The 25,703-nt window shown below is 67.9% G+C and carries 22 protein-coding genes; 2 read left to right on the top strand and 20 right to left on the bottom strand.

Annotated elements, in window-relative coordinates:
* Positions 1-6: 6 nt before the first annotated feature.
* The 3 genes from ABDC78_RS10645 to ABDC78_RS10635 are packed head-to-tail and all read right to left on the bottom strand — an operon-like array spanning position 7 to position 2,872.
* Positions 7-954, bottom strand: coding sequence for a VWA domain-containing protein (locus ABDC78_RS10645; RefSeq protein WP_178362188.1), 948 nt, complete (start codon positions 952-954; stop codon positions 7-9).
* Positions 951-1,895 (bottom strand): DUF58 domain-containing protein, encoded by a 945-nt coding sequence (locus ABDC78_RS10640; protein ID WP_218621498.1) that lies wholly within the window; start codon positions 1,893-1,895, stop codon positions 951-953. The genes ABDC78_RS10645 and ABDC78_RS10640 overlap by 4 nt, the downstream gene beginning before the upstream one ends.
* Positions 1,892-2,872: an AAA family ATPase gene (locus ABDC78_RS10635; RefSeq protein WP_256736500.1), complete on the bottom strand. Its 981-nt coding sequence runs from the start codon at positions 2,870-2,872 to the stop codon at positions 1,892-1,894. The genes ABDC78_RS10640 and ABDC78_RS10635 overlap by 4 nt, the downstream gene beginning before the upstream one ends.
* Before the next feature lie 162 nt (positions 2,873-3,034).
* Between ABDC78_RS10635 and ABDC78_RS10630 the strand changes: the two genes are divergently transcribed.
* Together ABDC78_RS10630 and ABDC78_RS10625 are read left to right on the top strand one after the other, a co-directional pair.
* Entirely contained in the window at positions 3,035-3,751 is a 717-nt protein-coding gene (locus ABDC78_RS10630; RefSeq protein ID WP_178362186.1) for a response regulator transcription factor, read from the top strand.
* Positions 3,751-4,947, top strand: a complete 1,197-nt coding sequence (locus ABDC78_RS10625) for a HAMP domain-containing sensor histidine kinase (protein WP_178362185.1) — start codon at positions 3,751-3,753, stop codon at positions 4,945-4,947. The genes ABDC78_RS10630 and ABDC78_RS10625 overlap by 1 nt, the downstream gene beginning before the upstream one ends.
* Here ABDC78_RS10625 and ABDC78_RS10620 read toward each other — a convergent pair.
* From ABDC78_RS10620 to ABDC78_RS10540, 17 genes are all read right to left on the bottom strand, one after another.
* Positions 4,944-7,418 (bottom strand): [protein-PII] uridylyltransferase, encoded by a 2,475-nt coding sequence (locus tag ABDC78_RS10620; protein WP_178362184.1) that lies wholly within the window; start codon positions 7,416-7,418, stop codon positions 4,944-4,946. The two genes, ABDC78_RS10625 and ABDC78_RS10620, sit on opposite strands and share 4 nt — an antisense overlap.
* An 82-nt stretch (positions 7,419-7,500) precedes the next feature.
* Positions 7,501-7,839 carry a P-II family nitrogen regulator gene (locus tag ABDC78_RS10615; RefSeq protein WP_159228836.1) on the bottom strand — a complete coding sequence of 113 codons (339 nt, stop codon included), beginning with the start codon at positions 7,837-7,839 and terminating at the stop codon, positions 7,501-7,503.
* Between the two features lie 51 nt (positions 7,840-7,890).
* Positions 7,891-9,216, bottom strand: a complete 1,326-nt coding sequence (locus ABDC78_RS10610; protein WP_178362183.1) for an ammonium transporter — start codon at positions 9,214-9,216, stop codon at positions 7,891-7,893.
* 249 nt (positions 9,217-9,465) lie between these two features.
* Entirely contained in the window at positions 9,466-10,941 is a 1,476-nt protein-coding gene (ftsY, locus tag ABDC78_RS10605; RefSeq protein ID WP_178362182.1) for a signal recognition particle-docking protein FtsY, read from the bottom strand.
* Between the two features lie 47 nt (positions 10,942-10,988).
* Positions 10,989-14,576: a chromosome segregation protein SMC gene (smc, locus tag ABDC78_RS10600; RefSeq protein WP_178362181.1), complete on the bottom strand. Its 3,588-nt coding sequence runs from the start codon at positions 14,574-14,576 to the stop codon at positions 10,989-10,991.
* Positions 14,577-14,602: 26 nt separating this feature from the next.
* Positions 14,603-14,887 (bottom strand): acylphosphatase, encoded by a 285-nt coding sequence (locus ABDC78_RS10595; RefSeq protein WP_178362180.1) that lies wholly within the window; start codon positions 14,885-14,887, stop codon positions 14,603-14,605.
* The gene (locus tag ABDC78_RS10590; protein ID WP_178362179.1) at positions 14,871-15,287 is read right to left on the bottom strand and encodes an OsmC family protein; all 417 of its coding nucleotides are present in this window, start codon (positions 15,285-15,287) and stop codon (positions 14,871-14,873) included. The genes ABDC78_RS10595 and ABDC78_RS10590 overlap by 17 nt, the downstream gene beginning before the upstream one ends.
* A 94-nt stretch (positions 15,288-15,381) precedes the next feature.
* The gene (gene mutM, locus ABDC78_RS10585; protein WP_178362178.1) at positions 15,382-16,230 is read right to left on the bottom strand and encodes a bifunctional DNA-formamidopyrimidine glycosylase/DNA-(apurinic or apyrimidinic site) lyase; all 849 of its coding nucleotides are present in this window, start codon (positions 16,228-16,230) and stop codon (positions 15,382-15,384) included.
* A 5-nt stretch (positions 16,231-16,235) separates the two neighbouring features.
* Positions 16,236-16,928 (bottom strand): ribonuclease III, encoded by a 693-nt coding sequence (gene rnc / locus ABDC78_RS10580; RefSeq protein WP_347133431.1) that lies wholly within the window; start codon positions 16,926-16,928, stop codon positions 16,236-16,238.
* Positions 16,925-17,515, bottom strand: a complete 591-nt coding sequence (locus ABDC78_RS10575; RefSeq protein WP_178362176.1) for a DUF177 domain-containing protein — start codon at positions 17,513-17,515, stop codon at positions 16,925-16,927. Before ABDC78_RS10575 ends, rnc begins: the two co-directional genes overlap by 4 nt.
* A gap of 29 nt (positions 17,516-17,544) precedes the next feature.
* Positions 17,545-18,282, bottom strand: coding sequence for a cell division protein SepIVA (gene sepIVA / locus ABDC78_RS10570; RefSeq protein WP_178362175.1), 738 nt, complete (start codon positions 18,280-18,282; stop codon positions 17,545-17,547).
* A gap of 142 nt (positions 18,283-18,424) precedes the next feature.
* A complete protein-coding gene (gene coaD / locus ABDC78_RS10565; protein ID WP_178362174.1) occupies positions 18,425-18,907 on the bottom strand; it encodes a pantetheine-phosphate adenylyltransferase in 483 nt (160 codons plus the stop codon).
* Positions 18,908-18,934: 27 nt separating this feature from the next.
* Complete coding sequence (rsmD, locus tag ABDC78_RS10560; protein ID WP_178362382.1) at positions 18,935-19,501, bottom strand: 16S rRNA (guanine(966)-N(2))-methyltransferase RsmD; 567 nt, start codon at positions 19,499-19,501, stop codon at positions 18,935-18,937.
* Positions 19,498-22,878, bottom strand: a complete 3,381-nt coding sequence (locus ABDC78_RS10555) for a pyruvate carboxylase (RefSeq protein ID WP_347133494.1) — start codon at positions 22,876-22,878, stop codon at positions 19,498-19,500. The genes rsmD and ABDC78_RS10555 overlap by 4 nt, the downstream gene beginning before the upstream one ends.
* A 61-nt stretch (positions 22,879-22,939) precedes the next feature.
* Positions 22,940-23,575, bottom strand: coding sequence for a vitamin K epoxide reductase family protein (locus tag ABDC78_RS10550; protein ID WP_178362172.1), 636 nt, complete (start codon positions 23,573-23,575; stop codon positions 22,940-22,942).
* Complete coding sequence (locus ABDC78_RS10545; protein WP_178362171.1) at positions 23,572-24,339, bottom strand: thioredoxin domain-containing protein; 768 nt, start codon at positions 24,337-24,339, stop codon at positions 23,572-23,574. Before ABDC78_RS10545 ends, ABDC78_RS10550 begins: the two co-directional genes overlap by 4 nt.
* A gap of 32 nt (positions 24,340-24,371) precedes the next feature.
* Positions 24,372-25,517, bottom strand: coding sequence for an alpha/beta hydrolase (locus tag ABDC78_RS10540; RefSeq protein WP_178362170.1), 1,146 nt, complete (start codon positions 25,515-25,517; stop codon positions 24,372-24,374).
* Positions 25,518-25,703 lie beyond the last annotated feature (186 nt).

Here is a 25,703-nt window from a genome sequence, read left to right as displayed (position 1 = left end):
TCCTTCTCAGATGAGGCGCGAGAACCAGCGCATGGACAGCGCCGCGGCGACGATGCCGCACCCGAGCGCGATGGCGACGACGAAGGGGGTCACCTCGCGCCATTCGGTGCGCCAGCCGATGGACGATCCGATGTCGCGGTAGACCTCCTGCAGCTCATCGCTGCTCTCCGCCGAGTACGCGATTCCGCCGGTGGCGTCGGACAGCTCGGTCAGGGTGGCGGCATCAACGGGCACCGGAATCTCGTATCCCCCAGTGTCGAGGACGCCGTCGGCGGTGCCGTAGGCGATGGTGGACACCGGCACTCCTGCCGCAACTGACGCCGCGGCAGCGTCGTCGGTACCGCGACCGCTGGTGTTGCTGCCGTCGGAGAGCAGCACGATGTGCGCGGGCAGCCGGTCGCCGTCGCTGCCCTGGGCGAGCGACCGGACCTGGTCCAGGGAGGTGAACACGCCTTCGCCGATCGCCGTCCGCGACTGCGTGGTCAGGATCTGCAGGCTGGCCCTTGCCGCCTCACGGTCGGTGTCCGGCGGATGCGCGACCATCGTCGCACCGGCGAACGTCACCACCCCGACGTTGAAGGTGCCTGGCAGTTGATCGATGAAATCTCCGGCCGCGGCGACGGCTGCCGTCAGCCGGTCCGGGCTGACATCACGTGCCTGCATGGATTCCGAGGTGTCGATCGCGACGATGATCGTGGCCCGCTCGTAGGGCACCCGCACCGGCATCTCGGGCCGGGCGACGGCCAGCCCGCACAGTGCGAGAGCCACCAGCAGAAACGCCGCCGGCAGGTGTCTGCGCCACTTCGGCTGTTCGGGAATAACTCTGTCCAGCAATGGAAGTGCGGCGTAGCGAACGGCATAGCGCTGCCTGCGCCGTGCGGTCATGAGGTACGTCAGCCCCAGAAGTGCCACCGGCACCAGCATCAGCAGGCCGATCGGGAACAGGAACGTCATCGGCGGACCGTCCTCCTGGACCGCGCACTGCGCCGCATCGTGCGCTGTCGGTCGCGTAGGAACGAGGCGAGATCACGGATCCAGTCCCGCCCGGTGCCGGCGCGGAGGTGATCCGCGCCGCAGTGACCGATCGCCACTCCGACAGCGGCACGGTGCTCGGCGGCGGCGTCCCGGTAGCGTCGCCGCAGCCGGGCATCGGAGGTCCAGACCTGGCGCTGCCGGCCGGACTCCGGGTCGACGAGGACCACCGCCCCGACATCGGGCAGTTCCAGTTCGCGGGGGTCAACGATCTCCACGACGATCACATCGTGTCGGGCCGCCAGACGTCGTAGTGGCCCCTGCCAGTCGAATGGTGGTTCTGCCGCGCCTGCGGGATCAAGGAAGTCCGAGACCACAACACGCAGCCCCGGACCACCTCGCCGGGCGCCCATCGCAGTGATCGCCTCGGCCAGGCCCGGGGATCCGGCGCCGGTGCGCGTCTGGATCCCGGTCAATGTCTGCGCGGCTCGCGCGGCGGCCAGCCGAGATCGGTTCGGCCGGTACCAGCGGATGCCCTCAACTCCGAAGGTGGCCATTCCCAAGGTGTTCCCGGGCGCATCGGTCAGCAGCCCGAGGGCCCACACGATCCGCGCCGCCAGGTCGCGCTTCTCGTCGGCCGTCGTCGCGGAAGCGGCTGTGCCGAACGCCATGCTGGGGCTGGTGTCGACCAGCACCCAAGTGTCCAGCCGGTTGTCGGCACGCGGTCGCCACACGTGAGGTTCGGCTGATCGGGCGGTGATGTTCCAGTCGATCCGGCGTACGTCGTCGCCGGGCTGGTAGCGGGCCAACTCCTCCGGGTCGGCGCCTCCGCCCAACCGCAATCCCTCGAGGTCTCCGGGCATCAGGCTGTCGATCCGGCGACGCAGCCCGAGATCGAGCGCGCGCCACGAGTGGGCGGTCACGAGGCGACCTCGGCGAGATCCTGGCTGTGTGGTGCAATCTGCGGCGGGGCAACATGTTCCAGCAATTGGCCGATGACCGCGCGCGGATCGACTCCGTCGGCGACGGCATCGAAGGTCAGCACCAGCCGGTGCGCCAGTACTTCCGGGGCGATGTCGGCGACGTCAGCGGGCAGCACGTAGTCGCGACCGCGGATCAGGGCCAACGCCCGGCTCGCCGACAGCAGGCCCAGGGATCCGCGGGGGCCGATGCCGTAGTCGAGAACCGCGCCGATGGGTGCCGCGCCGTACTCGGTGGGCTCCCGGGTCGCCATCACGAGGCGCACGATGTAGTGCGCCACCGCATGGTGCACAAAAACCTCTTCGGTGAGCCGCTGCAGCCGCAGCACGTCGGCGGGTGTCAGCAGTGTTCGCGCCGCGGGCGGTCGGGCACCCATCCGCGCCAGGATCGCCAGCTCCTCGAGCTCGTTGGGATGAGTCAGGTCGACCTTGAGGAGGAACCGGTCCCGCTGCGCCTCCGGCAGGTGGTACACCCCATCGGTTTCGATCGGGTTCTGGGTGGCCAACACCAAAAACGGTTCGGGGAGTGCAAAAGTCTGTCCACCGATGCTCACCTGACCTTCGGCCATCGCCTCCAACAGCGCCGACTGCACCTTGGCGGGGGCCCGGTTGATCTCGTCGGCAAGCACGAGGTTGGCGAAGATCGGCCCGAGCTCGATGTCGAAGGTCTCCGTCGACGGCCGCCACACCCGCGTGCCCAGGATGTCGGCGGGCATCAGGTCTGGGGTGAACTGCAGCCGGTGGAAGCTCCCGCCGACCACGGTGGCCACGGTGCGCACCGCCAGGGTCTTCGCCAGACCCGGCACACCCTCCAGGAGCACGTGACCGCCGGCGAGCAGGCCCACGAGGAGCCTCTCCAGCATCGAATCCTGGCCGACGACAACGTGTTTCATTTCGAAGAGCGCTCGTTCGATGAGCATCCCGGGTGTCGGCGCCTGTTGCACCCCGTGGCCGTCGAGTTCGTTGTGTCTGCTCATGGGTGCCACTTCATCAGGCGGGTGCGAAAACCCCCGGAAACCGCTGCGAAAGTTGACCGAAAGCCAAGTGGTCGCAGTCCGTGGACGCCGCTACCCTCGGCGCATATGCGGATACTGATCGTCGAGGACGAGGAGGGGCTGGTCAGCGCGCTCCGCATCGGCTTGCAGCGGGAGGGATACGCGGTCGACACGGCGTTCACCGAAGCCGACGCGACCGAACGGCTGACGGTCAACGCCTATGACGTCGCTCTCGTCGACGTGAACCTTCCCGACGGCGACGGCTTGGCACTGGCGCGTCGCCTGCGTGACGGGGAGATCGTCTCGCCGGCCGGGCGCGACATCCGGATCATCATGCTCACCGCGCTGGGCACGCTGCCGGATCGGGTGCGGGGCCTGGATGCGGGAGCCGACGACTACATCGTCAAGCCGTTTGCCCTGGCCGAATTGACGGCCCGGCTGCGCGCCGTGTTGCGCCGCGAGGTCTCCGGGGACTCGTCGGTTCTCCGCTTGGGCGACATCACCGTCGACACCGCCCGCCAGATCGTGCGTCGCGGCACACGGGAGGTCGACGTCACCCTCAAGGAGTTCTCGGTACTGCGCTACCTGATGACCAGACCGGACCACGTGGTCTCCGCCGAACAGATCCTCGAGCACGTCTGGGATGAGAACGCCGATCCCTTCACCCAGACCGTCCGCGTGACCGTGGGCACGTTGCGGCGCAAGCTCACCCTTGACGGCGAACATCAGGTGCTGCACACGCTGATCGGGCGTGGCTACCGATTGCGCAGCCCGGAACCGCAGCCCGTCGCCAAAAGCTCCTGATGCGCACCATCCGGGTGCGGTTGGCGCTGACGACCTCGCTGTGGCTGTCGGTGATCTCCGCGGTCATCCTCGCGGGCGTGTACCTGGCACTGTCGAGAACCATCGAGGCCGCACCGCTCGATCCGGTGACAGTCAAGAAGTTCGACCGCAGATCCGACGGCACCATGGTCTACCGGATGGGCGAGAGCTTCCAAGCGGCCGATCTCGAAAGTGTCCAGCGCGCAGTCAATTACTCCACCCTGGACACCCTGCGCAACTACTCCCTGTTCGCGCTGGGGGCCATCTTCCTGATCAGCCTCGCTGTCGGCTGGTTCGTCGCGGGTCGCCTGCTACGGCCGGTCGGCGAGATCACCCGAACGGCCAATCGGCTCTCGGCCAGCGATCTGTCACAACGGATCAACGCCACCGGCCCGCGTGACGAACTGCGCACGCTGGCCGACACGATCGACGGCATGCTGGACCGACTCGATCATGCGTTCCGCACCGAACGCGCTCTGGTGGAGGATGTCTCGCACGAACTGCGCAACCCGGTTGCCGTCGTCCAGGCCAACGTCGAAGCGGTGCTCGCCGACGAGCACGCCACCGCCGAGGAACGTGCCAATGCACTGGCGGTGATCTCGCGGGCCACCACACGGATGTCACGACTGCTCGAAGATCTGCTCGCCACGGCGCGTCGCCGTTCCGGGTCCTTCGCCGATCAGAAGGTGGACCTGCAGCACTTCGTCGACGAAGTGGTCGACGAACACCGGATCATCGCCGGGGAACGGTCCCTGCGGGTCAACACCCGACTCTCCCCCGGCCCGGTGGTATTCGCCGATCCCGAATCGTTGGCGCGTGCTCTGGCGAACCTGCTGTCGAACGCAATTCGGCTGGCGCCCGATGATTCCGAGCTGATGGTCGCCAGCGGCAGCACCGGCGGTTGGGCGTGGGTAGCAGTGCGCGATCAGGGACCGGGGATCGCCGAGGACGATCAGCAGCGGGTGTTCGACAGATTTCGTCGTGCGACCAACGGGGGCCGACGCGGATCAGGCCTCGGGTTGGCGATCGCCAGGCAGATCGTCGAGAGCCACGAGGGCAAGCTGGCTCTGTTCAGCACCCTCGGCGAGGGCAGCACCTTCGTCATCTGGCTTCCGGACCGGGCAATCGCCGAGCGCCCCGAGCGGAGCACTCAACCTCCGTCCGACAGCCCTGTTTAGCTGGCCTCCTCGACCTGCTTGACCGGCGGCGCCGGCAGCACGGCGTACAGGTCACGTTCCAGCGCCTGCTCGAGGGCCTTCCCCGCGCTGCCTTCAGGCAGCACGACCCCGAAGACATCGACGACCGATGAGCCCAGCGTCGTGACCTTGGCCCACGTGATGTCGACGCCGGCGCGTTCGAACACCGCCGTGAGCAACGACAACATCCCGGCTCTGTCGGTGGCCCGGATCTCGGCGACCACCTGTCCTGAGTTGCCCACGTCATGCCAGAGGACCCGGGGAGGTGCCGCCGGGGCGTTGATCGGGACCGCGGCGCGTGCCTCGCCCGCCCTGCCGGCGGTCGCGGTGTCGATGCCGCGCTGCTCGAGGGTCCCCACCACGTCGAGTTCTCCCTCCACGGCGAGGATCAGTTGCTGGCGCAGCAACTCCGCCGCAGCCGGGGTACCGAAGTGCGGGGAGACGACGAACGTGTTGATCGCCGAACCCCCGTGCGAATTGACCGATGCCGAGTGCACCCTCAGCGAATTCAACGCCAGCACACCCGCCGCTTTGGACAGCAGGCCCCGACGATCCGGAACCACCATCGTGACGCTGTAGATGTGGGAGTTGTCGACGGGCGACAACTCGACGTACACCCGCCCCTCGGTGGCCAACGAGAGGAACCGTGGCTCAACGGGATCGGGCTGCGGCAGAGGCTCTCCGGCCATCACCAACCGGCAGCGCCGCACCAGATCGCCGATCAGCGAGGCCTTCCAGTCACCCCACACGCCCGGGCCGGTGGCCAGGGAATCGGCCTCGGCGAGAGCGTGCAGCAGTTCGAGCACCACGGTGTCGCCACCCAAGGCCTCCACGACGGCGGTGATCGTCTGGGGATCCTGCAGGTCACGTCGGGTGGCGGTCTGCGGCAACAGCAGATGATGGCGCACCACCGTGGACAAGATGGTGATGTCCGAGGGCCACAGCCCCAACCTCGTGCCGATCTGGGTGGCCAGTTCGGCCCCGATCACGCTGTGGTCTCCGCCGCGGCCCTTGCCGATGTCGTGGACCAGGGCGCCGAGCACGAGAAGGTCGGGTCGAGACACTCTGGTCGTGAATGCGCTTGCCCGGGATACGGTTTCGACCAGATGCCGGTCTACCGTCCAGATGTGGACGACGTCGCGGGGAGGTAGGTCGCGAACGGCCCCCCACTCCGGGAACAGCCGGCCCCACAGCCCCGTGCGGTCGAGCGCTTCGATGGTGCCGACCGCCGACGGTCCGGCGGCCAGCATCACCAGCAGATCCTTGAGCGCCTGGCGCGGCCACGGGGTGCGCAGTTCGGGCGCGGCCTCGGCCAGGCGCCCCAACGTCGAGCCGGCCATCGGTAGTCCCGTGGTCGCCGATGCGGCGGCGACCCGCAGTATCAGGCCGGGGTCACGTTCCGGGCGGGCGTCGCGGGCCAGGATCACCTCGCCGTTGAATTCGATGACACCTTCGTCGATCGGACGGCGCACCGGCCTGCGCAGTGCTGAGAGCCCGCGGCGGGGCAGCGAGTTGGCCGCCGTGCGAATGCCGGCGTCGACGTAGTAGCTGACGGTCCGTGCGGCATCGGAGAGCATCCGGGCCAGGTCGAACCGGTCGCCGATGCGCAACGACGCGCCGATCTCGTCGGCATGCTGGGCCAGCAGCAGCTCACGGCCCCGGCCTGCCACCCGGTGCAACTCGGTGCGGACATTGAGCAACGAAAGGTGAGCTTCTCCAAGGGTTTCCGTCGGCGAGGCCAGCGACCGGCTGGGATACACGTCGGCCAGTTGCGCGATGGCCAGCGCGTTGAGGAGTTGGACGTCGCGCAGACCGCCTCTGCCGCACTTGAGGTCGGGCTCGGCGCGGTGGGCGATCTGACCGCTGCGCTGCCAACGCGCGCGGGTGTGCTCGACGAGTTCGTCGAAGCGGGAGCCGATTCCGGTGCGCCACTGGCTTCGCGCTCCGCCGATGAGCAGTGAGGACATGTCGGCGTCGCCGGCGATGTGCCGGGCCTCGAGCATGGCCAGGCCGGCGGAGATGTCCTCCCCAGCCACTTTGAGGGCCTGCGGGACTGTCCGGACACTGTGGTCGAGCCGAATATTGGCGTCCCACAACGGGTACCACAGCAGCTCGGCGACCTCGCCGACGACATCGTCGGGCATGTTGTCGTGCAGCAGCATCAGATCGAGATCCGAGAACGGCAGGATCTCGCCCCGGCCCAGACCTCCCGTCGCCACGATCGCGAAGCCACTGTTGGCGGTGATGCCGATCTCGGTCGCCTTCGTGGTGAGCCAGAAGTCGTAGAGATCGAGCAGTGCGTTCCGCAACGCCGCGGAGTCGAGATGGCGGGACCCTCCGGTCAGGAGCTGCCCGGCGGCGGCGACGAGATCGGTTGCAGGACGCGACGAACCCGCCGCCGGGCGCTCCCATCTGGGGGCTCCGGCGGCGGGCTGTCGATTCTGTCCTGTCATGAGTTGTCCTCTCCGGCACTTACCGATCTAGCGCTGTTCCGTACAAGTGCCGGGAGACGACCGCTCATTCCATGATGTCGAGCTACAGGGCGTCGGACCCCCGCTCACCGGTGCGCACCCGAACCACGGTGTCGACCGGGCTGACCCACACCTTGCCGTCGCCGATCTTGCCGGTGCGAGCGGCCTGGACGATCACGTCCACGACCTTGTCGACTGCGGCATCGTCGACGACGACCTCGACACGCACCTTCGGGACGAAGTCCACCGAGTATTCCGCACCGCGGTACACCTCGGTGTGACCCTTCTGACGACCGTAACCCTGAACCTCGCTGACGGTCATCCCGAGAATGCCCGTCTGTTCGAGACCGGTCTTGACATCCTCCAGCGTGAACGGCTTGACGATCGCTGTGATCAGCTTCATTTAGTGGATCCCTTCGCAGCCATTATGAATGCCTTTACCCATATTTCCCGATCAGACGAGTTCATAAGCGGTTTCCGCATGCTCGGTCTCGTCGATGCCGGTGTCCTCGTCCTCCTTGGACACCCGCCAGCCCAGCGGCTTGACGGCGAAGGCGATGATGGCGGTCAGGACCGCGGTGAACACGAGTGCCACCGCAGCGATGACGACCTGCACGACCAGCTGCTGGAAGTTGCCGCCGGTGAAAAGACCGGTCTCAGTGGCGAAGAACCCGAGCGAAACGGTGCCCCACAGTCCGGCGACGAGGTGCACGCCGACGACGTCGAGTGAATCGTCGTAGCCGAACTTGTATTTCAGCCCGATCGCAAGCGAGGACAGCACACCTGCGATCGCACCGACCACGAGGGACCAGATCGGCGTGAGATTGCCGCACGCCGGCGTGATGGCGACCAGACCGGCGACGACACCCGATGCGGCGCCCACGCTGGTGGCGTGGCCGTCACGGATGCGTTCGACCACCAGCCAGGCCAGCATCGCGGCCGCGGTGGCGGCGGTGGTGTTCACCCACACCAGGCCCGCGAGCATATCGGCGGCACCTTCGGAGCCGACGTTGAAGCCGAACCAGCCGAACCACAGGATCGCCGCACCCAGCATCACGAACGGGATGTTGTGCGGGCGGAAGGCGGTTTTGCCGAATCCGCTGCGCTTGCCCAGCAGGATTGCCAGCACCAGCGCTGCCATACCGGCGTTGATGTGCACCACGGTGCCGCCGGCGAAGTCGATGGGTGCGACGTTGGCGCCGCCCTCCTCGTCCACTCCGAACATCCTGGCCGCGAGGCCCTGATCACTGGCCGACAGCAGGCCACCGCCCCAGACCATGTGCGACAGCGGGAAGTACACCAGCGTGACCCAGAGTCCGCCGAACACCAGCCACGTGCCGAACTTCATCCTGCCTTCCACCGCACCGGAGATCAGCGCGACGGTGATCACTGCGAATGTCAGCTGGAACGCCACCCAGACGATCGCGGGCACCGTGCCGAATCCGCCGGAGACAAAGGTCTCGACACCGCCGATCTCACGCACCTCGGCAAGTTGGTTGACGCCGAAGAGCGCGATGGGGCTGTCGAAGAAGAGACCGGGGTCCTCACCGGTGTGCGCCGAGGAGAAGGCCATCGAGTAGCCCCACAGCACGTAGATGACGCTGACCAGGCCCAGCGAGCTGAACGACATCATCATCATGTTGAGGACGGACTTCTGCCGGGACAGGCCGCCGTAGAAGAATGCCAGACCGGGTGTCATGAACAACACCAGCGCGGCGGACGTGAGTACCCATGCCGTGTCACCGGCGCTCAGGCCGTCAGGCCCGAACGGCAGAAACATCTCGTCCGGTATGGCTAGGGCTACATCGTGCAAGCCAACCACTTTGTGTGAACCTCCTTGGGGATGACAGCCGACAGGATCGGCCTCCCGAAGAGACTCTTAGGCATGCGTTTCACCTGTGATGCTGTTGTGTTTCGTCTGCGTGAACGGATTCGCCCAAATCGTTACGCTCGTGTTTCGCTGACCAAGATCAGCAAAATCCGGCTGCGCGTGAAAGGATTACCGTCCCGCGTTGCTGCGTCGGGCGGGTCAGCCCAGAAGCGCGTCGACGAAGGCTGCCGGCTCGAACGGCGCAAGATCGTCCGGTCCTTCGCCCAAACCGACGAGTTTGACCGGCACGCCGAGCTCCTGTTGAACCCGGAACACGATGCCGCCCTTGGCGGTGCCGTCCAGCTTGGTCAGTACCACCCCGGTGATGTTGACGACCTCGGCGAACACCCGCGCCTGCGGCAGGCTGTTCTGACCGATCGTCGCGTCCAGTACGAGCAGCACTTCGTCGACCGCGGCGCGCTTGCTCACGACCCGTTTGACCTTGCCGAGCTCGTCCATCAGCCCGGTCTTGGTGTGCAACCGGCCTGCGGTGTCGATGACGACGACGTCGGCCCCGGTGGTGATGCCGGTGTCCACGGCGTCGAACGCCACCGACGCCGGGTCTGCGCCCTCGGGGCCCCGCACGACCTGTGCGCCGACCCGGGACGCCCACGTCTGCAGCTGGTCTGCCGCCGCGGCACGGAACGTGTCGGCCGCCCCCAGCACCACGCGCCGGCCGTCGGCTACCAGGACCCGGGCGAGCTTGCCGACGGTGGTCGTCTTGCCCGTCCCGTTGACCCCCACCACCAGCAACACCGAGGGCTTGTCGTCGTGGGGTAGGGCGCGGATGGAGCGGTCGAGATCGGGCTGCAGTTCGGCGATCAAGACTTCCCGCAGAACCGCCCTGGCGTCGGCTTCGGTACGCACCCGGCTGCTGGCCATCCGCTCCCGCAGCGATGCGACCACAGAGGTGGTGACCACGGGTCCGAGGTCGGCGATCAGCAGGGTGTCCTCGACCTCTTCCCACGAGTCCTCGTCGAGGTCACCGCCGCCCAGCAGACCGAGCATGCTGCGACCCAGCGTGTTCTGCGACTTGGCCAATCGGCCGCGCAGTCGATCCAACCGGCCATCGGTGGGTGCGATGGTGTCGATCTCGGGGGCGGCCGGCTCGGCGACAGTAGCCGGCCCGGACTCCTCGGCGACGGTCTCAGGTTCGGCGAAGGTCTCGGGTTCGGCGACGGTCTCGGGTTCGGCGACGGTCTCGGGTTCGGCGACGGTCTCGGGTTCGGCCACGGGCGGAGCCGGTGGCGGTTCGACCACAGGCGGCGACGGCGGAGCCGGTGGCGTTTCGACCACCGGGGGCTCCGGAAGCTTCACGTCGGCGATCGGCCGCTTCGGCGCGTCACGCGGAATGGTGGCGTCGTCGCCGACGGCCGGCAACCCGCTGGTGTCGATCCGCTCGGGCGGCGTCTTCGTGGGTTCCTCACGCGGACGTACAGGAGCCTCGGCGGGGGCGGACGCACTGAACGAGATGCCTGACGAGGCGGTATAACCACCGGAGCGATCGACCGGCTTGGCGGTGTCCGGGGCCGACAGGCTGATCCGGCGGCGGCGGTAGCGGACCAGCCCGACGACGAGCGCGGCTACCAGCAGAACAGCGATGACCGCGACAGCGATCCAGAGACCCTCAGACACCAGGCCATTGTCGCAGGGGTCCCCACCGGTGCCACCGGACCCCGGGTTCAGGACGGACTGGACACCAGCTCCTGGCCGCGCATCCGCTGCGAGATCACCGCCGTGATGCCGTCGTTGCGCATCGTCACGCCGTACAACGCGTCGGCGATCTCCATCGTCGGCTTCTGGTGGGTGATGACGATCAGCTGGGACACCTCACGTAGCTGTTCGAACAGGCTGATCAGCCGACGCAGGTTCACGTCGTCGAGGGCGGCCTCCACCTCGTCCATCACGTAGAACGGCGACGGCCGTGCCCGGAAGATCGCCACCAGCATCGCCACCGCGGTCAACGATTTCTCCCCACCGGACAGCAGCGACAACCGTTTGATCTTCTTGCCCGGCGGACGGGCCTCGACCTCGATGCCCGTGGTGAGCATGTCCTCGGGATTGGTCAGCAGCAGCCTGCCCTCACCCCCGGGGAACAGCGTCGAGAACACTTGCGAGAACTCACGTTCGACATCGGCGTAAGCCTCGGCGAACACCTGCAGGATCCGGGTGTCGACGTCGGCGATCACGTCGAGAAGGTCCTTGCGGGCGGCCTTGACGTCCTCGAGTTGGGTCGACAGGAAGTTGTAGCGCTCCTCGAGCGCGGCGAACTCCTCGAGAGCAAGCGGATTGACCCTGCCCAGCTCGTTGAGCTCGCGCTCGGCACGTTTGGCGCGCCGCTCCTGGGTGGGCCGGTCGAATGGAAGCGGCGCCGGTGCGGTGACCTGCTCACCGCGTTCACGCGCCTGCTCGTACTCGGCCATCTCCAGTTCGGTCGGTGGCAGTGAGACGCTGGGACCGTACTCGGCGACAAGATCGGCGACGGCCATTCCGAACTGCTCGAGCACCTGCTGCTCGAGTTGCTCGATGCGCAGTGCCGCTTGAGCTTTGGCGACCTCGTCGCGGTGCAGCGAATCGGTTAGCGCATTGATCCTGGCGGTGAGTTCGTTGACCTCCTCGCGCGCCGTCGTCAGCGCGGCGGCCCGGACCTGACGTTCGGCGGCAACCTCGTCGCGGATGCGGGAGGCAACCCCCACCGCCGCGGACAACCGTCCCGCGACGACCCGTCCGGCGTCTGCGACTGCGGCCGCGACCGCGGCGGCATGAACGCGCGCCTCGCGTGCCCGCCGGGCGCGGATCCGTGCCTCACGTTCGGCTGTCGCCGCGCGCCGCAGCGAATCAGCGCGTCCGCGAACGGCATTCGCACGTTCCTCGGCGGTGCGCACCGTCAGCCGGGCTTCGACCTCCGCCGAGCGCGCCGCCTCGGCCGCCACCGTCGTCTCCTGACGATCGACGGGCTGGGCATCGAACATCGGCTCCTGCTGGGCGTTGTGCAACCGCTCTTCGAGTTGAGCGAGTTCCTCGACCGTGCTGGTGCGGCCCGCTTCCAACTCACCACGCTGCTGGATCAGCCGTTGCCACTCGTCGTCGGCAGCGCGCGCATCCTGACCCAGCCGGCCCAGTTGTTCGTAGATCGCCGAGATCGCCGAGTCGGACTCGTTGAGGGCGGCCAGCGCCTGTTCGGCGGCGTCCTGGCGTGCCGACTGCTCGGCCAGCGCACCGGACAGCGCCGCCGACAGCTCACCGGCCTGCCGTTCTGCGTCGGTCAGTTCCGTGCGGGCCTTGTCGACCTCGGAGGTGATCTCCAGGGTGCTGGGTCGCCGGTCGGAACCGCCACTGACCCAGCCCGCCCCGACGAGGTCGCCGTCGGTGGTCACTGCGCGAAGTTGTGGTTGCGCCGCAACGAGTTCCAGCGCCGTGGCGAGGTTGTCGACGACCGCCACCCCGGCGAGCATCGCGGTCACGGCGGCGTGTACCCGCGGCGCGGCTTCGACCACGTCCACCGCCCAGATCGCGTCGGCGGGCAGCCGACCCGTCACCGCGGCGGCCTGCGCGGGCCAGTCCCCCAGCACGATGGCCGCTCGTCCACCGTCGGATTCCTTGAGCGCGGCCACCGCGTCGCAGGCCGCACCGAAGTTCTCCGCGGCGACCGCATCGGCGGCTGCGCCCAGCACGACGGCGACCGCCGCCTCATGGCCCGGGCGCACCTTGACCAGATGCGCGATCGATCCGAAAAGCCCTGAGCCGCTGCGGTTCTCCTGTAGCCAGGCGGCGCCGTCCTTGCGGTCCAGCCCAACCGACAGCGCGTCGATGCGGGCCTGCAGCGACGCCACCCGGCGCTCCGCGGCCCGCTCGCCGGCCTGCAACTCGGCGACACGCTCGTCGGCGAGCCGCAAGGCCGCGACCGTCCGGTCGTGATGGTCGTCGAGGCCGACCTCGCCGGCGTCGAGTTCCCCGACGCGACTCTGCACCATCTCGAAGTCGACCTGGGTCTGCTGGGCCCGTGCGGCTGCCTCCTCGATGCCCGCAGTCAACCGCGCAACGGTCTCGTCGATGGATTCGACCCGGGTGCGCATGGTGTCGACCTGACCGGACAGCCGGGCCAACCCCTCTCTGCGGTCGGCCTCGGCTCGGGCGGCTGCCATGTGGGCCCGCTCGGCGTCGGCGGCGACCTGCTCGCGCTCGGCCAGTTCTGCCCGGGTGGCTTCGAGCCGGGCCTGGGCTTCGGCGAGGTCCTCGAGCAGCCGGCGTTCCTGCTCGGCGACCTCGTCGGCCTGCGCCTCGAGCTGATCCGGATCGGGGCCGCCGGACATGTCGGGTTCGGAATCCAGATGCTGAGCCCGCTCGCTGGCGATGCGGACCGTTGCGCTGACCCGCTCGGCCAGCGCCGACAGCCGGAACCACCGCTGCTGCGCGGCCTCGGCACGTTCCGAGAGCTGCCCGACAGCGGATTCGTGGGCGTCCAGTTCGAGGGCCCTGACCTCCAGCCGCCCGGTGAGTTCGTCGTGCTCACGACGCAGCGTCGTCTCGGCCTGGTTGGTGTCGTCGAACTCGGCCTTGCGGGTGACCAGGTCATCGGCGGCCAGCCGCAGCCGGGCGTCGCGGAGGTCGGCCTGGATCGTCTGGGCGCGCCGCGCCATCTCCGCCTGCCTGCCGAGCGGCTTGAGCTGGCGGCGCAGTTCGGTCGTCAGATCGGTCAGCCGTGCCAGGTTCGCCGACATCGAGTCGAGCTTGCGCACCGCCTTTTCCTTGCGCTTGCGGTGCTTGAGGACGCCGGCGGCCTCCTCGATGAAGGCGCGTCGGTCTTCGGGACGTGACTCGAGGATTTCGGCGAGCTTGCCCTGCCCGACGATGACGTGCATCTCGCGACCGATACCGGAATCGCTGAGCAACTCCTGAACGTCCATCAAACGGCAACTGCTGCCGTTGATCTCGTATTCGCCGGCGCCGTCGCGGAACATCCGCCGGGTGATCGACACCTCCGAGTACTCGATCGGAAGCGCGTGGTCGGAGTTGTCGATCGTCAGCGTCACCTCGGCGCGGCCCAGAGGAGCGCGCGAGGAAGTGCCGGCGAAGATGACGTCTTCCATCTTGCCGCCGCGCAACGTCTTGGCGCCCTGCTCCCCCATCACCCACGTGAGCGCGTCGACGACGTTGGACTTGCCCGACCCGTTGGGGCCGACCACACAGGTGATTCCGGGCTCGAAGCGAAGAGTCGTCGGCGATGCGAAGGACTTGAAGCCCTTCAGCGTCAGACTCTTCAGATGCATGACGTGAAACCCTACCGCCGCGCGGGTCAGCGCTCGGTGAAGCCCGTGAGCGCGTCGGCCGGTTCGGACCAGTCCGCGATCACTTTGTCGACGTGACCGGGGGTGTTTGCGCTTTTCAGCAGGTCAAGTAGCCGCTCGCAGGCGTCGCGGGGACCTTGGGCGACGACCTGGACGCGCCCGTCAGGCCGGTTCGACGCGTAACCCGCCAGACCCAGTTCGAGTGCCCGCGACCGCGTCCACCAGCGGAAACCCACGCCCTGGACGTGTCCGTGGACCCAGGCCGTCAGCCGGACGTCAGTCTCGCCCAACATCTTTGACCTCAAACGTCACTTTAGTACCCGATTTCAACGTCCGCCCCACTGTGCACACCTGGTCGATCGCGCGTTCGACGACGGTGAGCAACCGTGTGAGCTCGTCCTCGCCGAGCCCGGACAGGTCGACCTCGAGTGACTCCTCCAGCAGCGGATAGCGCTCCTGCTCGCGGTCGGCGGGCCCCGACACCCGGATCGTCGCCGCGTAGTCGTCGCCGAGGCGCCGCCGCAGTGGCTGGTCGCTGCTCATCCCGCTACACGCGGCCAGCGCGATCTTCATCAGCTCCCCGGGAGTGAACGCGCCCTCGACGTCCTCGGAGGCGATCAGGACCTCGGCGCCGCGCTCGCTACGCCCGGTGTAATGGCGCACGCCGGTACGCTCCACCCACAGTTCGGTCATCCCCTATTTCTACAACCTCTCCGCGGAATAGCGTTCCCGGTCGTGATCGTGGCCCGATCCGCAGCCCGGAATGCTGTTCCGCGGCGGAGGTGGGTCACGTTCGCGGGCGTGGCTGGCAGCGCGGACAGTAGAACGACGAGCGGTTCATGAACTTCTCCCTGCGCATGACCGCTCCGCAGCGACGGCACGGTTCACCTTCGCGGCCGTACGCATCCAGCGACCGGTCGAAGTAGCCGGACTCGCCGTTGACGTTCACATAGAGCGAGTCGAACGAGGTGCCGCCCTGTCCGAGCGCATCGGTCATCACCTCGGCGGCCGCGTCGAGCAGTTCGACCAGTTTGCGCTTGGGCAGCGCCGAGGCCAGCCGGGCGCCGTTGACCCCGGCCCGCCACAGTGCCTCGTCGGCGTAGATGTTGCCGATACCCGAGACGACGGACTGGTTCAACAGCTGACGCTTGATCTCAGAGTGCCTCTGCCGCAACACTTTGACAACAGCGTCACGATCGAAACCCGGGTCCAGCGGGTCACGGGCGATGTGCGCCACCGGCACCGGCACATCGGTCCCGTCGACAGTCACCATATCGGCGATCATCCAGCCCCCGAAGGTGCGTTGGTCGACGAAGCTGATCGTGGTGCCGTCGTCGAGCAGCGCGGCGATGCGCAGATGGTTCGCATTGGGCACCTCACCGAGCAGCATCTGTCCGCTCATTCCCAGGTGCACCACGAGCGCGGCACCGTCGTCGAGCTCGAGCCACAGGTACTTCCCGCGTCGGCCCGTGCCGGTGATCCTGGTGTCGAGCAGTCGGGCGGTCAGGTCGGCCGTGCCGGCTTCGTGCCTGCGCACAGCGCGCGGATGGTGCACCCGCACCGCGGTGATGGTCCTGCCGGTGATGTGCTCGGCCAGGCCGCGCCGGACCACCTCCACCTCGGGAAGCTCAGGCATTCGGGTCAGGCACTGTCGAGGGCATTCCACGCCGCCGCAGCAGCCTTGAGTTCAGCCTCTTTTTTGGTGCGGCCGATGCCTTTTCCGTATTCGGTCTCCCCGACGACGACCGCGGCGGTGAACTCCTTGTCGTGATCCGGCCCAGTCGAGGTGACGAGGTAGGCCGGCACGCCCAAGCCCCGGGAAGCGGTCAACTCCTGCAGGCTGCTCTTCCAGTCCAGACCCGCGCCCAGCGTCGGGGCAGTGGTCAGCAGGTCGGCGAACAACCGCAAGATGACGTCCCGCACCACGGTGGCGCCGTGTTCGAGATAGATTGCGCCGAGCAGTGATTCGACGCCGTCGGCGAGGATGCTCGACTTGTCGGCGCCGCCGGAGTTCTCTTCACCCCTGCCCAGCAGCAGGTACGAACCGAGCCCGTCCTCGGTGAGCTGACGTCCGACGTCGGCGAGCGCGTGGGTGTTGACGATGCTCGCCCGCAGCTTGGCCAGATCACCTTCGGACCGGTCGGGATGCCGATGGTAGAGCTCCTCGGTGATGGTCAGTCCGAGCACCGAGTCTCCGAGGAACTCCAGGCGTTCGTTGGTGGGCAGCCCGCCGTGCTCATAGGAGTAGCTGCGATGGGTGAGCGCCATCGTGAGCAGTTCGTCCGGCAGGTCCACCCCGAGCGCTTTGAGCAGTAGCGCGCGGTCGACCGTCACGAATCGTCTCCGGGCTGCTCGCGAAGCTCGGCCAACTTTGCCCACCGCGGATCGATCTGCTCGTGGTGATGCCCGGGCTCGGCGCCGGCCAGCGGGATTCCGCACTGCTGGCAAAGCCCGGCACAATCCGGGCCGCACACCGGGGAGAACGGCAGAGCCAACCCCAGGGCGTCGATGATGGGCTGCTCGAGATCGACGGCTTCGGCGCTGCCCTCGCGGGTGACCCGGGCGACCTCGTCATCGTCGGATGTCTCGTCGGTCGCGCTGTCGGGGTAGGCGAACAATTCCGTCAGCTCGATCTCGACGTCACCGGTGATCGGCTGCAGACACCGCGCGCACTCGCCCGACGTCGGCGCCGCGACGGTGCCCGTGACCAGCACACCCTCGGACACCGATTCCAGGCGCAGGTCCAACTCCAGCGGGGCGCCCTCGTCCACTGCCATCAGATCGAGGCCCATCCGCGACGGACTCGCGAGCGTGGTCTGCAGAGTGATCATCGAACCGGGCCGCCGACCGAGTCGGCCGATGTCTATGAGCAGCGGTGATCGAGGTCCGCGGCGCGCGGCCGTCTGTGCATGCGTCGCCATGCACGTATCGTACGGTCGGCGCCCAGGGGTCAGCGGGCCGCGTAGTCGTGGGTTCCCGCGGCGGTCCGCAACTGGTGACGTCCGCGGCCGACCGACCGGATGGTGCCGTTGAGGAAGTCCTCGAACTCGGCGAGTTTGCTGTCGACATAGATGTCGCACTCGCCCCGCAAGCGGTCGGCTTCGGCATGCGCGGAATCGATCAGGCGGGTGGCCTCCGCCGTCGCCGTCGCCACGATCTCGGTCTGCGACACCAGGCGCTGCTGCTCCTTGATGCCTTCCTGCACGGCCTTCTCGTAGGTCAGGTTGCCGCTCTCGATCAGCCGGTCCGCCTCGGACTTGGCCCGGCCGGTACTGGCCTCGTACTCGCGCTTTGCCGAGGCGGCGATCCGGTTGGCCTCTTCGCGCGCCTCGCCGACCATCCGTTCGCTGTGCTGGCGGGCTTCGGCGACCATGCGGTCGGCTTGCGACTTCGCATCCGCGAGCAGGCGGTCGGCCTCTGCCCTGGCGTGGTTGACCATCGAATCGGCCTCGGCGTTGGCCGTCGACACGGTCGAATCCGAATGTTCCTTGGCCTCACGCAGCAGCGAGTCGCGTGCGTCGAGCACGTCCTGCGCATCGTCGAGTTCGCCGGGAATCGCGTCCTTGATGTCGTCGATCAACTCGAGGACGTCACCGCGGGGCACGACGCAGCCTGCCGTCATCGGCACGCCGCGGGCTTCTTCGACAATTGCGCCCAATTCATCGAGCGCTTCAAAAACTCGGTACACGGCGACACCCTCCAGGCGTAGTTTGACAGTGACCAGTGTGCCTGGTGTTACGCCTGTGACTCAGCTACCGGCACCGGTGTGTCGTTACCAATTACGACTGCCCTGCATTATGTCAATCCCCCGGCCCGGTGGGGTGGCGGGCTCAGCTTCGTTCGGCGAGCTTGGCCTGCACGCGCACATTCACCGGCTCCGGCAGCAGTGCCGAGACGTCACCGCCCAGCATCGCCACCTCTTTGGCCAGCGATGAGGACACGAATGAGTACTGGGGATTGGTGGCGACGAAGAACGTGTCGACGCCCGCGATGTGCTTGTTCATCTGGGCCATCTGCAGCTCGTACTCGAAATCGGTCCCGGTGCGCAGACCTTTGACGATCGCCGTCATCCCCCGCCCCTTGACGAAGTCGACGACGAGCCCCTGCCCGGATTCCGCGCGCACGTTGGGCAGGTGGGCCGTGGACTCTTCGATCAGCGCGATCCGCTCCTCGACGCTGAACATGCCCTTCTTGTTCGGGTTGACGAGCACCGCGATCACCAGCTCGTCGAACTGGGCCGACGCCCGCTCGAAGACGTCGATGTGACCGAGGGTCACCGGATCGAAGGATCCCGGGCACACCGCTCCGCTCATGACGATCGACGCTAGCAGCCTCCGCGATCAGTCGCGTTCGGCGAGCTCGATGCGGGTGTCGCCGTAGCGGCGGGCGCTCCACACCGACCATCCGGGCGGCCACCGGATCTCGGGACTCGACGCCGCGCGCTCCACCACGGCAACGGTGCCGGACGTCGACCAGCCGCCGGTGTCGAGTGCCAGGAGCATCTCAGCGACGACGGTGTTGTCGACCTCGTACGGCGGGTCGGCGAGCACCAGGTCCACCGGCCGGGCCGGGCTGGTGGCCAGCACTGCCGCCACCGTGCCCCGGCGCACCGACGCGTTCCGTACGCCCAGCGATGAGATGTTCTGCGTGATCACCGCCGCCGCTTTGCCATCGGATTCCACGAACAGCGCCGACGCCGCACCCCGCGACAGCGCCTCCAGTCCCAGCGCCCCGGAACCGGCGTAGAGGTCGAGCACCGCGAGGCCGGCGAAGTCGATCCGCGCCGCCAACAGGTTGAACAGGGACTCGCGCACCCGGTCTGTGGTCGGACGGGTACCCCGGCCGGACTTGTGCTGCGGCACCGCGATTCGGCGCCCTCCCAGAACGCCGGCGATGATGCGGGTCAGGTGACGACCACCAGCAGATCGCCGCCTTCGACCTGCGCGGTCGCTGCCACCGCGACACGTGAGACGGTGCCGGCCTTCGGCGCGGTGATCCCGGCCTCCATCTTCATCGCCTCGATGGTGGCGATGGTCTGGCCGGCTTCGACAGTGTCACCGTCGGCAACGCTGACGGTGACCACGCCGGCGAACGGCGCCGCCACGTGGTCGGGGTTGTTGCGGTCGGCCTTCTCGGCGGCGGGCACCTCGCTGGCCACACTGCGGTCGCGGACCACCACCGGCCGCAGCTGGCCGTTGATGATGCACATCACGGTGCGCATGCCGCGCTCGTCGGCATCGGAGATCGCCTCCAGACCGATCAACAGCTGGACACCGCGTTCGAGGGTCACCCGGTGCTCGTCGCCGTGGCGCAGGCCGTAGAAGAACTGGTTGGCCGACAGGCTCGAGGTGTCCCCGTAGACCTCGCGGTGCGCCTCGAATTCCTTTGTCGGGCCAGGGAACAGCAACCGGTTCAAGGCGGCCTGACGCGCCGGCCCGGCCTGAGCCAGCGCCTCTTCGTCCTCCGCGGTGAGGTCGGCCTGCACCTTGGCGGGGGCGCGTCCGGCCAGCGCCTTGCTCCGCAACGGTTCGGGCCAGCCTCCCGGAGGATCACCGAGTTCGCCGCGCAGGAATCCGATGACCGAATCCGGGATGTCGAACCGCGCCGGATCCGAGGCGAATTCATCGGCGGTGATGCCCGCACCGACCAGGGCCAGCGCAAGGTCGCCGACGACCTTCGACGACGGGGTCACCTTGACCAGCCGTCCCAGGATGCGGTCGGAGGCCGCGTAGGCGGCCTCGATGTCCTCGAAGCGGTCGCCCAGCCCCAGCGCGATCGCCTGCTGGCGCAGATTGGACAGCTGACCCCCCGGAATCTCGTGGTGATACACCCGCCCGGTGGGCGCCGGAAGACCTGACTCGAACGGCGCGTACACCTTTCGCAGCGCTTCCCAGTAGGGCTCCAGGTCGCACACCGCAGCCAGTGACAGCCCGGTGTCGTACTCGGTGTGCGCCGTCGCGGCGACGATGGAGCTCAGAGCGGGCTGGCTCGTCGTGCCGGCCAGCGGTGCGGAGGCGCCGTCGACGGCGTTGGCCCCGGCCTGCCAGGCCGCCAGGTAGGTGGCCAGCTGACCGCCGGGTGTGTCATGGGTGTGCACATGCACCGGCAGGTCGAATCGGCTCCGCAACGCGCTGACCAACACAGCCGCCGCCTGCGGACGCAGCAGACCGGCCATGTCCTTGATCGCCAGCACGTGCGCGCCGGCGTCGACGATCTGCTCGGCGAGCTTGAGGTAGTAGTCCAGCGTGTACAGGTTCTCGGCCGGATCGGACAGGTCTCCGGTGTAGGACATCGCGACTTCGGCTACCGCCGTGCCGGTTTCACGCACCGCGTCGATGGCCGGCCGCATCGAATCGACGTTGTTGAGCGCATCGAAGATGCGGTAGATGTCGATACCCGTTGCGGTCGCCTCCTGCACGAACGCGTGGGTGACCGACTCGGGGTACGGCGTGTACCCGACGGTGTTGCGGCCGCGCAGGAGCATCTGCAGACAGATGTTGGGGACCGCTTCCCGCAGCGCGGCGAGCCTGTCCCAGGGATCCTCCTTCAGGAACCGAAGCGCCACATCGTAAGTCGCGCCGCCCCAGCACTCGATCGACAGCAACTGCGGCGTCATCCGCGCGATGTGGGGCGCCACCATCAACAGGCCGGACGTGCGGATCCGGGTCGCCAACAGGGACTGGTGGGCATCGCGGAACGTCGTGTCGGTGACCCCGAGGGATCTCGATTCCCGCATCCATCGGGCGAACGCCTCCGGACCCACCTCGGTCAGCAGGTGCTTGCTGCCGCGCGGCGGCATCGCGTCGAGGTCGACCTGCGGCAATTTGTCCTGCGGATAGACCGTCGACGTCCGCGGGCCGTGCGGCTGGTTGACCGTGACCTCGGCCAGATAGTTGAGGATCTTGGTGCCACGGTCCGCCGGCGAGCGGGCGGTCAGCAGATACGGCCGTTCGTCGATGAACGACGTGGTGACCCGCCCGGCGCGGAAATCGGGATCGTCGATCACCGCCTGCAGGAACGGGATGTTCGTCGACACCCCGCGGATCCGGAACTCGGCCAGCGCCCGATATGCCCGGGCCACCGCGGCGTTGAAATCCCTACCGCGACAGGTGAGTTTGACCAGCATCGAGTCGAAGTGCGCGCCGATCTCACCGCCGAGCACCGCACCACCGTCGAGTCGGATACCCGCGCCGCCCGGTGAACGGTAGGCGGTGATCCGGCCGGTGTCGGGACGGAAGCCGTTGGCAGGATCCTCGGTGGTGATCCGGCACTGCATCGCCGCACCGCGGATGACCAGCGAGTCCTGACTCAGCCCGAGGTCGGCGAGCGTCTCCCCCGCCGCGATCCGCATCTGGCTCGCCACCAGGTCGACGTCGGTGATCTCCTCGGTGACGGTGTGCTCCACCTGGATCCGCGGGTTGCACTCGATGAACACGTGATGCCCGCGCTCGTCGAGCAGGAACTCCACCGTGCCGGCACAGGTGTAGTCGATCTCGCGGGCGAACGAGACGGCGTCGTCACAGATCTTCTGCCGCAACTCCTCCGACAGATTCGGAGCGGGCGCGAGCTCGATGACCTTCTGGTGCCGGCGCTGCACGCTGCAGTCGCGTTCGAACAGATGCATCACGTTTCCGGCGGTGTCCGCCAGGATCTGCACCTCGATGTGGCGCGGGTTGAGGACCGCCTGCTCGAGGTAGACCGTCGCATCGCCGAACGCCGACTCGGCCTCGCGGCTGGCGGCCTCGATGGCCTCGTTCAACGCGGCGCGGTCGGTCACCCGCCGCATGCCGCGACCGCCACCACCGGACACTGCCTTGACGAACAGCGGGAACTCCATGTCGCGCGCAGCTTCGACCAGTTCGTCGACCGACGCCGACGGCTCCGAGGACGTCAGCACCGGAAGGCCGGCGGCGCGCGCCGCTGCGATCGCCCTGGCCTTGTTCCCGGTCAGCTCCAGCACCCCCGCGCTGGGGCCCACGAACGTGATGCCCGCCGCCGCGCAGGACGCCGCCAGTTCCGGGTTCTCCGACAGGAAGCCGTATCCCGGATAGATCGCGTCCGCCCCTGCCTGGGTGGCGACCCGGATCATCTCGTCGACCGACAGGTAGGCCCGGACAGGATGGCCGATCTCGCCGATCTGATAGGACTCGTCGGCCTTCAACCGGTGCAGGGAGTTGCGATCCTCGTGCGGGTAGACCGCGACCGTGGCGATGCCCATCTCGTAGGCGGCGCGGAACGCACGGATGGCGATTTCACCGCGGTTGGCAACAAGAACCTTCGAAATCTGACCGGTCACGGTTCACTCTAACCTTCCGAAAACCTCTGACCTAGGCGGTTCCGGCCAATCAGATGAGAGTCGACCAGTAGTTCCAGAAACGCTCGAGGATCAGCAGGATCACCGCGGTGAACCACAACGCGACCAGCGACCAGCGCCACGTGTAGATGCCTCTGACCAGGGCTGATCCGCTGTGCTGCGGCTGCAGCGCAATCGACGCGGCCACCACGAGCAACGGGACGGTCACCGCCCACACCACCATGCAGTAGGGGCACAGCGCGCCGATCCGGTACAGGCTCTGGAAGATCAGCCAGTGCACGAACACGGTGCCCAGCAGCGCGCCCCCGGCCAGACCGGCCCAGTACCAGCGCGGCAGGTTCACCTTCGCCAGGGCCAGCACGCCCGTCACGACCACGACGGCGAAGGAGACGATGCCGATCAGCGGGTTCGGGAATCCGAACAGCTCGGCCTGCGGGGTGACCATCACCGAGCCGCAGGACAGCACCGGGTTGATGCTGCAGGACGGCACGTAGTCGGGGTTGATCAGCAGTTCGATCTTCTCGATCGTCAAGGTCAGCGCTGACGCCAGACCGACGACACCGGCGATCAGCACCCACAGCGCGCTACTCCGCGCCACCGCGCCACCAACCGGCTCGCCGGCCGACGGATCGGCCGGTGAGGTCGGAGTGGGCGCGGTGACGGTCATGACGCCGGTGCCGGTGCGGGAGCGATCGCGTCCAGGGCGGGAACGTCGCCCACGATCTCCTTGATCTTGGCGACCAGAGCGTCCGGCGTGCTGGGCTGATACTCCTCGCCGTTGATCCGGATCGTCGGGGTGGAGTTGATGTTGGTGGCGCCGGCGAGGCCCTTCACCATGTCGACGTAGGTGCCGTTGTTGATGCACTCCGGCACGGTTCCGCCTGCACCGGCCTGACGGGCGATCTCGACGAGGCGCGCGTTGTCGGGGAAGGACGAGCCGGTCTCACCGGGCTGCTGGGCATAGAGCGCGGCGTGGAAGCGCCGGAACGCCTCGACCGACTCGTCGGCCACGCAGTAGGCGGCACCACCGGAGCGCGACGAGTAGTTCTGGTTCTGGCTACGGTCCAGGATGGCGACCATGTAGTAGTCGGCAGCGATCGCGCCGGAATCCACGAGCTGGCTGATCGTCGGGCCGAACTGCTGCTCGAACCGGCCGCAGGCCGGGCACAGGAAGTCCTCGTAGAGCGACACCACAGCCTTGGGCTCCTCGGTCCCTTCCTTCTTGATCAGGCTGGTCGACTCGACCCTGATGGGATCGGCCTCGCCCGCCGTGGGCTTCTCGTCGGCCGACATCACGATGTACAGCACCAGGGAGACCGCGAAGATCACCACGACCGCGGTCAGCCCGATCTGGACGAACAGGTTGCGCTTACGGTCGGCGGCCTTCAGGTCGTACCGCGCGTTCTTGTTCTTCTTGGGTTTGGTCGCCACGCAACACAGAGTACCGGCGCGTTCCGGAGCAGTTAGCCGGCGCGGGTCAGATGTGCGCGCATCGCGGAGATGACATCGGCGGTCGCGGTGGCGCTGTCCCCTCCCAACGGGAAGAAGTTGGCGAAGCCGTGCACCACCGATCCGTACTCCCGGTAGTCGACGGCCACTCCGGCCTCGCGCATGGCCTCGGCGTAGTGCCTGCCCTCGTCGCGCAGCGGGTCGAAGCCCGCGGTGACGACCAGAGCCGGCGGCAGCCCGGACAGGTCGTCGGCCAGTAGCGGCGACACCCGCGGGTCGGTGCCGGCGACCGGCGCTCCGTCGAGGAACCGGGAGGTGAACCAGTCCATATCACGCTCGGTGAGGAAAAAGCCGCGGGCGAACAGGGTCCGCGAACGGGTCTGCCCGCGGTGGTCGGTCACCGGGTAGAGCAGCAGCTGTAACGCGGGCACCGGTACCCCGTTGTCGCGGGCCTGCTGCGAGACCACCGCCGACAGGTTCGCCCCCGCACTGTCTCCGCCCACCGCGACGCGCTGTGGGTCCGCACCCAGCTCGGCGGCGTGCTCGCAGGCCCACAGATAGGCGGCGTACGCGTCCTCGGAGCCCGCGGGGGCCTTGTGCTCGGGTGCCAACCGGTAGTCGACCGACAGCACATGGACACTGCCCGCCCGACAGATCTCCCGGCACAGGTCGTCGTGGGTGTCGATGCTGCCGATCACGTGACCGCCACCGTGGTAGAAGACAAGCAGCGGGGCGTTGGGCTCGTCGGTGCGGTAATGCCGCGCCTTGATCGGGGCCACGGCGCCCGTCACCGTCAGGTCGGTGACCCCGGAGACGGGGACGCGTTTGCGGAAGCCGGCCGACAGCAACTCCAGTTGAACGCGCGCGGCGACAAAATCGTCGTCGGCGACGAGGCCGTCGAGACCGAGTGCCTGTTGACCGGCGAGCATCAGCTGCAACGTGGTGTCGAGCGTGTTGCCGTCGATGGTGATCGAGCGCCCGCCCAGCAGCAGGCGTTTGACGCGTTCGGGGATGTGCGGCAGTCCGCGCAACGTCACGGCGGCGACCTTGTTGGCGACGACGTCCCTGGCGCGGACCCGACGACGGATCGGAGGCTGCGTCACATCTGCAGCCAGTTGGGATCCGGTCGCGGGCGCTTGCCCCGTCGCGCTCTGCGTCATGTCTGCTCCCTCGTTTCGGCAGACCCTACCGCCGACGCTGACCGGCGCCGGCTGCTGCATGGAGCCGGCAGGCGAAACACCGGGCCCGTCGATGATTAGGCGCGTTAACCTCCGCGGCAATATAGTCATCGGCGACAAGTCAACCATCAGCGACACAGGCGTTCCGGACCGAACCACAAGCGACAA

The sequence above is a fragment of the Mycobacterium sp. DL genome, assembly GCF_039729195.1.
In the GTDB taxonomy this organism is placed as follows: Bacteria; Actinomycetota; Actinomycetes; order Mycobacteriales; family Mycobacteriaceae; genus Mycobacterium; species Mycobacterium hippocampi_A.
Note: the sequence above shows the minus strand (reverse complement) of the source record. Positions and strands in the feature narration are given on the sequence as shown.

Coding starts and splice junctions, on each gene's coding strand:
- ABDC78_RS10615 (WP_159228836.1), bottom strand. CDS start 7,839: ATGAAGCTGATCACAGCGATCGTCAAGCCGTTCACGCTGGAGGATGTC.
- smc (WP_178362181.1), bottom strand. CDS start 14,576: ATGCATCTGAAGAGTCTGACGCTGAAGGGCTTCAAGTCCTTCGCATCG.
- ABDC78_RS10540 (WP_178362170.1), bottom strand. CDS start 25,517: ATGACGCAGAGCGCGACGGGGCAAGCGCCCGCGACCGGATCCCAACTG.
- ABDC78_RS10635 (WP_256736500.1), bottom strand. CDS start 2,872: ATGCTCATCGAACGAGCGCTCTTCGAAATGAAACACGTTGTCGTCGGC.
- ABDC78_RS10595 (WP_178362180.1), bottom strand. CDS start 14,887: ATGTTGGGCGAGACTGACGTCCGGCTGACGGCCTGGGTCCACGGACAC.
- ABDC78_RS10625 (WP_178362185.1), top strand. CDS start 3,751: ATGCGCACCATCCGGGTGCGGTTGGCGCTGACGACCTCGCTGTGGCTG.
- ABDC78_RS10645 (WP_178362188.1), bottom strand. CDS start 954: ATGACGTTCCTGTTCCCGATCGGCCTGCTGATGCTGGTGCCGGTGGCA.
- ABDC78_RS10620 (WP_178362184.1), bottom strand. CDS start 7,418: ATGACAGGACAGAATCGACAGCCCGCCGCCGGAGCCCCCAGATGGGAG.
- ABDC78_RS10550 (WP_178362172.1), bottom strand. CDS start 23,575: ATGACCGTCACCGCGCCCACTCCGACCTCACCGGCCGATCCGTCGGCC.
- coaD (WP_178362174.1), bottom strand. CDS start 18,907: ATGAGCGGAGCGGTGTGCCCGGGATCCTTCGATCCGGTGACCCTCGGT.
- ABDC78_RS10630 (WP_178362186.1), top strand. CDS start 3,035: ATGCGGATACTGATCGTCGAGGACGAGGAGGGGCTGGTCAGCGCGCTC.
- ABDC78_RS10590 (WP_178362179.1), bottom strand. CDS start 15,287: ATGACCGAACTGTGGGTGGAGCGTACCGGCGTGCGCCATTACACCGGG.
- mutM (WP_178362178.1), bottom strand. CDS start 16,230: ATGCCTGAGCTTCCCGAGGTGGAGGTGGTCCGGCGCGGCCTGGCCGAG.
- ABDC78_RS10610 (WP_178362183.1), bottom strand. CDS start 9,216: ATGTTTCTGCCGTTCGGGCCTGACGGCCTGAGCGCCGGTGACACGGCA.
- ABDC78_RS10575 (WP_178362176.1), bottom strand. CDS start 17,515: ATGGCGACGCATGCACAGACGGCCGCGCGCCGCGGACCTCGATCACCG.